Source organism: Nocardioides sp., assembly GCF_035703625.1.
Lineage (GTDB): Bacteria > Actinomycetota > Actinomycetes > Propionibacteriales > Nocardioidaceae > Nocardioides.
The window spans coordinates 1-6,671 of sequence record NZ_DASSXS010000138.1 but is presented as its reverse complement, the minus strand read 5'-3'; the positions used below and the strand labels follow the sequence as shown (position 1 = coordinate 6,671).

Sequence of the window (6,671 nt, the reverse complement as noted above, 5' to 3'; positions counted from 1 at the left end):
AGCGCGTCGAAGACGGGTGTGCCCCGCAGGCGCAGCGACTCGAACGCGCCGAGGAACTGGTAGCCGCCGCCGTAGCTGCCGCCGATGGCGCCCATCCGCGGGTCGCCGGGGCCGTCCTGGCGGACCCAGCCGAGGTCGGCGACGAGGGAGATCAGCCGGCGGACGTCGTGGCCCTCGTAGTCGGGGTTCTCGACGTGGGCCTTGCCGCCGCTCTCGCCGAAGCCGCGCTGGTCGAAGGAGAGCACGCCGTACCCGGCCTCGAGCCACTTGCCGAAGCGCGCCGGGTCCTTGGTGCGGGAGCCGCCCCAGCCGTGGCTGTGCATGATGAACGGAACCCGGTCGGTCCGGCTGGCGCCGGCGGGCCGGAAGAGCGTGTAGCAGATCTCCACCTTCTCGGTGGAGCCCGGCTCGGGCACGCTCTTGATGCACCCGTTGGTCGTCGAGGCGGTGGCGGCCTGGGCCGAGCCGAGCGGGACGAAGGACAGCGTCGCCGCCACGAGACCGGCGCCGAGGGCGAGGGCGATGCGCGACTTCATAGGTGTTCAACTACCCAGCAATGCCGGAGGTCACGCGTCCGAGCCACTAGTCTTGCGCCGCGTGGGCGTGACCTGGAACACGGTGGTGGAGGGGGACAACCTCGACGTGCTGCCCACGCTGGCGCCCGGGTCGGTCGACCTGATCTACATCGACCCGCCCTACAACACCGGCAACCCCTTCGCCTACCACGACGACTTCCGGGGCCACGGGGCCTGGGTGGCGATGATGCGGCCCCGCCTGCAGGCGGCGCGGGAGGTGCTCGCCGAGACCGGCGCGATCTTCGTCAGCATCGACGACAACGAGGCGGCCCACCTGCGGCTGCTGATGGACGACGTCTTCGGCGAGGCCGGGTTCCTCGCCCAGGTGGTGGTCAACCTCAACGCCAAGGGACGCCAGCTGGGGAAGGGGTTCGCCACCAGCCACGAGTACCTCCTCGTGTACGCCCGCGACCCGCGCCGGTGCGTGCTCGACGCCAGCAGCTCCGAGACGGTCGACGAGCGCGACTTCCCGCTGACCGATCCGCAGGGGCGCCGCTTCCGGCACCTGCCGCTGCGCAACACCAACAAGAAGTTCAACCCGGTCACCGCCCGCACCCTGCACTTCGCGGTCTGGGGCGACCCGGAGAGCGGCCGGGTGAGCACGACGCCGTACGACGGCGCGGTGGAGATCTCGCCGGTGTTCGGCGACGGCACCCCGGCGGTGTGGCGGTGGAGCCGGCCCAAGATCGACGCCCAGCCCGGCGACCTGGTCTGCCGGGTGGTGCGGGGAACGCGCGGCGAGCGGGTCGACGTGTTCCAGAAGGACTGGCTGTACCGCGACGACGGTCGCGGACGCCGCAAGAAGCTGCGCACGATCTGGCTGGCGGCCGAGATCGGCTCCACCGACACCGCGGTCGCCGAGCTCAAGGAGCTCGTCGGCCACGTGTTCGAGTCGCCCAAGCCGACCGGGCTGGTCCGGCGGATCCTGGCCACCATGCCCGAGGATGCCCGGGTCCTCGACTTCTTCGCCGGCAGCGGTACGACGGGGCACGCGGTCGCCCTGCAGAACGCCGAGGACGGCGGGACCCGGCACTGCCTCAGCATCAACTCCGCGGAGCCGACCCGGCCCGGGTCCAACGCGCAGCTGGCGGGGCTGGCGACGGTCGCCGACGTCACGCGGGCCCGGCTCCGGGCCGTCGCTGAGCGGGTCGGCGGTGGGCTCGAGGAGCGCTCAGCCGGCAGCCCGGGCGGCGCCGGCAGCGAGCCGGTCGAGCAGCAGGCGTAGCGGCGGCCACGCGTCGCGGCCGCGACGCACCACCGCGTACGCGCGCAGGACCGTGCCGGTGCCGGCCAGTGGCACCACGTGCACGCCGGCGAAGGCCCGGTCCAGGGGCAGCAGGGCGACGCCGAAGCCGGCACCCACCAGCTCCGCCACCAGGTCGAGGCTGTCGATGCGGTGGGTGACCCGGGGTTCGAACCCGGCTCGGGAGGCGAGGGTGCGCAGGGCGCCCTCGTCGGCGGTGTGGCGCGAGTTCACGATCCAGGGGCGGTCGGCGTGGGCCGCGAGGTGGCCCGGGTCGCCTGTCGCGCCCGCCTGCTCGCCCGCGGGCACGCCCAGCCCCCAGGGCGCCGTCCACAGCGGCACGGCCACGACGTCGGCCGGGGTGGAGATCGGGGCCAGGTCGTAGTCGTAGACCAGGGCGAGGTCGAGGTCGTCGCGGGCGAGCAGGTCGAAGGCCTCCAGCGGCTCGTACTCGTGGAGCACCACGCTGAGGTCGGGATGCGTCGTCGCGAGGTCGTGGACGACCGGCAGCAGGGAACGCACCATCGCGGTGGCGAAGCCGCCCACCCGGACGGTGCCGGCCGGCTCCGCCTCCGGGTCGAGGTCCAGCCGGGCCGCGTCGACCGCGGCCAGGATGGTGACCGCGTGGTCGGCGAGGCGCCGCCCGGCCGGGGTGAGGCGCACCCGGCGGCCGTCGGGCTCGAGCAGCGCGACGCCGGTCTCGCGGGCGAGGGCGGCGATCTGCTGGGAGACGGTGGAGGTGGTCAGCCCCAGCTCGTCGGCCACCTCGCGCATCGAGCCCAGCCGGGACAGCTCCAGCAGCAGCCGCAGGCGGCGTACGTCCATGGCCCAATCGTTCATGATCAACGAACGGAATGTCCAGTATTCTCACGTGGACGCGAACAATGGTGGTGGGGTCCCATGAGTCCATGACCCCGACCGCGCTCCTCACCGCCACCGGCCGACCCGCCGCCCGGGTCGGCGCCTCGATGGCCGTGGTGTCCATGCTCTCCGTCCAGCTCGGCCTGGCCGCCTCCGTGGGCCTGATCGAGACCCTCGGCCCGGAGGGCGCCGCCTGGCTGCGACTGGCGTGGGCCGGGCTGCTCCTGCCCGTGCTCGTCCGGCCCCGCCGGCTGCGGATCCCGGCCTCCGCGGTGCGCACCTGCGTGGCGCTCGGGGTGGTGACCGCCTCGATCACGCTGCTGTTCATGGCCGCACTGGCCCGGCTGCCGCTCGGCACCGCCAGCGCGCTGGAGTTCCTCGGCCCGCTCGGGGTCGCCGTCGCCAGGGGACACGGGGCGGCCCGGCGCTGGGCGCTCGTCGCCGCCGTCGGGGTGCTGTTCCTGACCCGTCCGTGGACGGGCGAGGCCGATCCCGTGGGCGTCGCCTTCGCGCTGGCCGCGGCGGCCTGCTGGGCGGCCTACATCCTGCTCACCCAGCGCGTCGGCGACGAGGTCGACGGGATCGCGGGCCTCGCGATCTCGATGCCGGTGGCGGGGCTGGTGGCGACCCTGGTCGCCGGTCCGTCGGTGGTCGGCTCGATCACGCCCGCGATGGTGCTCGCCGGCCTCGGGCTGGCGGTGCTGCTCCCGGTCGTGCCGTTCACCCTCGAGCTGCTCGCGCTGCGCCGGCTCACCACGTCGGCGTTCGGGACCCTGATGAGCCTGGAGCCGGCCTTCGCCACGCTGGTCGGGCTGGTGGTGCTCGGTCAGGTCCCGGACCTGCTCGCCGCCGCCGGCGTGGCGTGCGTGGTCGTGGCCGGGCTCGGGGCGGAGCGGGTCGGCGCTCGATCGCCGGACGAGGCACCGGAGCCGTCGAGGCCAGGCTGACGGGGGCTCGGCGCCCTATCGCCGCGTGCGGCGGATCCGGTCCGGCCACTCCAGCTGTACGCCGTGCTCCCGCAGCCGTTGCTGGAACCCGGCCAGCAGCTCGGGTACGGCGCGGACCGCGGCCGGCCGGGTGCGTCGTTCGAGGCAGAACGCGGCCAGCGCACCGGCCGCCTCGCCGACGTTCCACTCGACCGGGTGCAGGCGGTAGCAGCCGTTGGTGATGTGCGTGACGCCCAGGCTCTTGCCGGCGGCGACGAGGTTCTCGATCCGCCGGGGGAGGAGGGCGCCCAGCGGGACCTGGAAGGGGTAGGTGGCGATGTCGAGGTAGCCGCGCCCCGAGGTGCTGGGGTGCAGGTCGATGCGATAGCTGCCCACGCCGACGGTGTCCTCGAACGGCTCCGCGCCGGTGGCCCCGGGCCGGGCCTCGACACCGACGTGCTGCTCCAGCACGGTGAGCTCGGCCTCGATCCGGCGGGCCTCCCGCACGTAGGGACGCAGGGCGAGCCCGTCCGCCGTACCCACCACGCTGCCGCAGGGCTGGAGCTCGGGGTAGCCGGTTCCCCCGTCCGGCCGGGGTGCATCCGCCTGCAGCCAGTGGATGAACGCGCACGTGAGCTCGCGCGCCCCCGTCAGCGCGGCGCGGCGCTCCTCCTCGCCCACCCCGACCAGGGGCGCCAGCCAGTAGTCCACCTGTGGCCAGTTCACGAGCGTGACGTCGGTGCGGGCGTCCCGGTAGTGCTTGCCGTCACGGATCCGGCGGAACGACCAGAGGTCCTGGCCCGCGTCGTCGTGGAGCGGACGACGCAGGGGGTTGCCCGTCTCGGGCTCCGTCGTCGCCCAGCCGAGCTGTGGTCCCGGCCAGTGCTCCGCCCGGTAGGCACGCCAGAACTCGTAGCCGGCCGGCGCAGCGAGGATCTCGGTGCTGCCGGGGCGGTGCTCGAGGGCGGCGCACCAGGTGATGGCCTGCTGGTCGTGGGGGTTCGCGGGCCCCTCGAGCGCATGGGGCTCGCCGGTGTCGTTGCTGCTCTCCGCGCCGATCACGTGCTCGCACCCCACCATCGGCAGCAGCTCGCCCTCCTCCGTGGCGTCCAGCACGTACTCCGCCGAGATGGTCACCGTCTCCGCCCGCTCGGTGTCGACGAGCTCGACGGCCCGCACCCGGTCGCCGTCCACGCTCGCCCCGGTGGGGGCGTGGTGGGTGAGCAGCCGCAGCAGGCCCTGCTCCCGGGCCGGCCGCAGCATCGCAAGCAGGACCTCCTGGAAGACGCGGGGCTCGGCCGCCAGGTTGCTCACCCAGGCGCTGCCGGGGTTGAGCTGCTCGTCCCGGCGCGCGGCGTCGGTCAGGTCACGCGAGGCGCGGTAGTGGTCGCGCACCGCCTGCCGCATGCGTCGGTACGACGCCGTGGTGCCGGTGGACTCCACCCAGGGGTGCTCGTCCGGCGGGACCGCCTGGCTGGTCAGCTGCCCGCCGACCCAGGCCGTCGGCTCGGTGAGCACGACGCGTCGGCCGCTCCGGGTGGCGGCCAGGGCGGCGGCGACCCCTCCGCAGCCGGCGCCGACGACGAGGACGTCGCAGTCGAGTTCCATTGGGCCACAATGACGCCATGAGCACACCCGTGGCCCTCGTGACAGGCGGATCGAGCGGAATCGGCGCCGAGACCGCGCTCGGTCTGCAGCGGGCAGGGTTCGAGGTGTACGCCGTCGCCCGCCGCGTCGACCGGATGGTGTCCCTCGCCGACGCCGGGGTGGGCGTGTTCGGGATGGACGTCACCGACGACGAGTCGATGACCTCCGGCGTGAAGCGGATCCTCGACGAGCACGGCCGGATCGACGTACTCGTCAACAACGCGGGGTACGGCTCCTACGGGGCGGTCGAGGACGTGTCGATCGACGAGGCCCGGCGACAGTTCGAGGTCAACGTCTTCGGCCTGGCGCGGCTGACCCAGCTGGTGACGCCGGCGATGCGCGACCAGGGCGGCGGCCGGATCATCAACGTCTCCTCGGTCGGCGCGGTCATCTACGAGCCGTTCGGTGCGTGGTACCACGCCACCAAGTTCGCGGTGGACGGCTTCAGCGACAGCCTGCGGGTCGAGCTGGCGCCGTTCGGGATCGATGTCGTGATCATCCGGCCCGCAGGGATCCGCACCGAGTGGAACCAGATCGCCCGTGACGGCCTGCTGGAGAGCGCGAAGGGTGGCGCCTACGAGCAGATGGCGGCCTCCGCCGCCCGCCGGCTGGCCAGCGTCGACAACCGGGTGCTCTCCAGCGGCCCGAGGACCGTGGCGAGGACGATCGTCAAGGCCGCGACCAGCCCGCGCCCGCGGTCGGCGTACGCCACCGGGCGTGGTGCCCGGATGGTGATGGCGACGCGGCGGCTGCTGCCGGACCGGGCGTTCGACGCGGTGCTGAGCCGCGCCTACCTCCGCTAGACCTGTGGAATAGCCCGCCCGGACGGGCCTGATCACGCCATTACCAGACGGGTGACGGCGCGCCTACGGTCCATGCAGCGGGCCACGGCGTCGGACGATGCCTCGCCGTTCTCGGCCGACGTGGCTCCAGGCACGACCCACGACTGGGGACGGGAAGCGGGGCAACCCAGCCTGAGAACACCGGCTTGCCCTCGTGGCGACAAGACCGGAGCCAGCGGACCCAACAGTGGCCCGCTTACCCATTCTTGAGATTGAAGGCACCCCCATGCACCACCTGCTGAAACGACTCCTGCTCATCACCATCATGACGCTGTCCCTCGGACTGGTGGCGGGCCCGGCCGCGGCCGCGAACCCCCACGTCGTCAAGGGACCGACCGTCAAGGTCGAGGGCAACACGCTGATCATCACGGCGTCCATCGCCGGGCTGGGCAACGTACCGTCCGCGAGCTTCACACTGACCGGCACCGTCGAGGTCTTCTCCCAGTGCTACAACAAGGGCGGTCACAACCCGGCTGCCGACAACAAGGAAGAGACCGTCGCCGTCGAGGAGTCGGGCACCTTCCCGGTCCGCAACGGCCGCACCAACGTCTCGTTCTCCGTCGCGCCGCTCTCGACG

6 protein-coding genes and 1 pseudogene are annotated in these 6,671 nt (G+C 73.2%); 4 read left to right on the top strand and 3 right to left on the bottom strand.

All coding sequences use genetic code 11. From position 1 onward, the window contains the following. The coding region (locus VFN12_RS06720) for an alpha/beta fold hydrolase (RefSeq protein WP_325117844.1) at window positions 1-536 on the bottom strand (536 nt) is incomplete at its 3' end. 61 nt (window positions 537-597) lie between these two features. Between VFN12_RS06720 and VFN12_RS06715 the strand changes: the two genes are divergently transcribed. After that, entirely contained in the window at window positions 598-1,800 is a 1,203-nt protein-coding gene (locus VFN12_RS06715) for a site-specific DNA-methyltransferase (protein ID WP_325117843.1), read from the top strand. On the opposite strand, the gene VFN12_RS06710 is transcribed toward VFN12_RS06715, so the two are convergent. Then, complete coding sequence (locus VFN12_RS06710) at window positions 1,747-2,658, bottom strand: LysR family transcriptional regulator (RefSeq protein ID WP_325117841.1); 912 nt, start codon at window positions 2,656-2,658, stop codon at window positions 1,747-1,749. The genes VFN12_RS06715 and VFN12_RS06710 overlap by 54 nt on opposite strands. A 68-nt stretch (window positions 2,659-2,726) precedes the next feature. Here VFN12_RS06710 and VFN12_RS06705 point away from each other — a divergent pair, with 68 nt between their 5' ends. Beyond that, window positions 2,727-3,626, top strand: coding sequence for an EamA family transporter (locus tag VFN12_RS06705; RefSeq protein WP_325117840.1), 900 nt, complete (start codon window positions 2,727-2,729; stop codon window positions 3,624-3,626). Window positions 3,627-3,641: 15 nt separating this feature from the next. On the opposite strand, the gene VFN12_RS06700 is transcribed toward VFN12_RS06705, so the two are convergent. Beyond that, entirely contained in the window at window positions 3,642-5,213 is a 1,572-nt protein-coding gene (locus VFN12_RS06700; RefSeq protein WP_325117839.1) for an FAD-dependent oxidoreductase, read from the bottom strand. 17 nt (window positions 5,214-5,230) lie between these two features. Between VFN12_RS06700 and VFN12_RS06695 the strand changes: the two genes are divergently transcribed. Beyond that, the gene (locus tag VFN12_RS06695) at window positions 5,231-6,055 is read left to right on the top strand and encodes an oxidoreductase (protein WP_325117838.1); all 825 of its coding nucleotides are present in this window, start codon (window positions 5,231-5,233) and stop codon (window positions 6,053-6,055) included. 265 nt (window positions 6,056-6,320) lie between these two features. Continuing rightward, window positions 6,321-6,671, top strand: a pseudogene (locus VFN12_RS06690) (hypothetical protein); the annotation flags it as partial.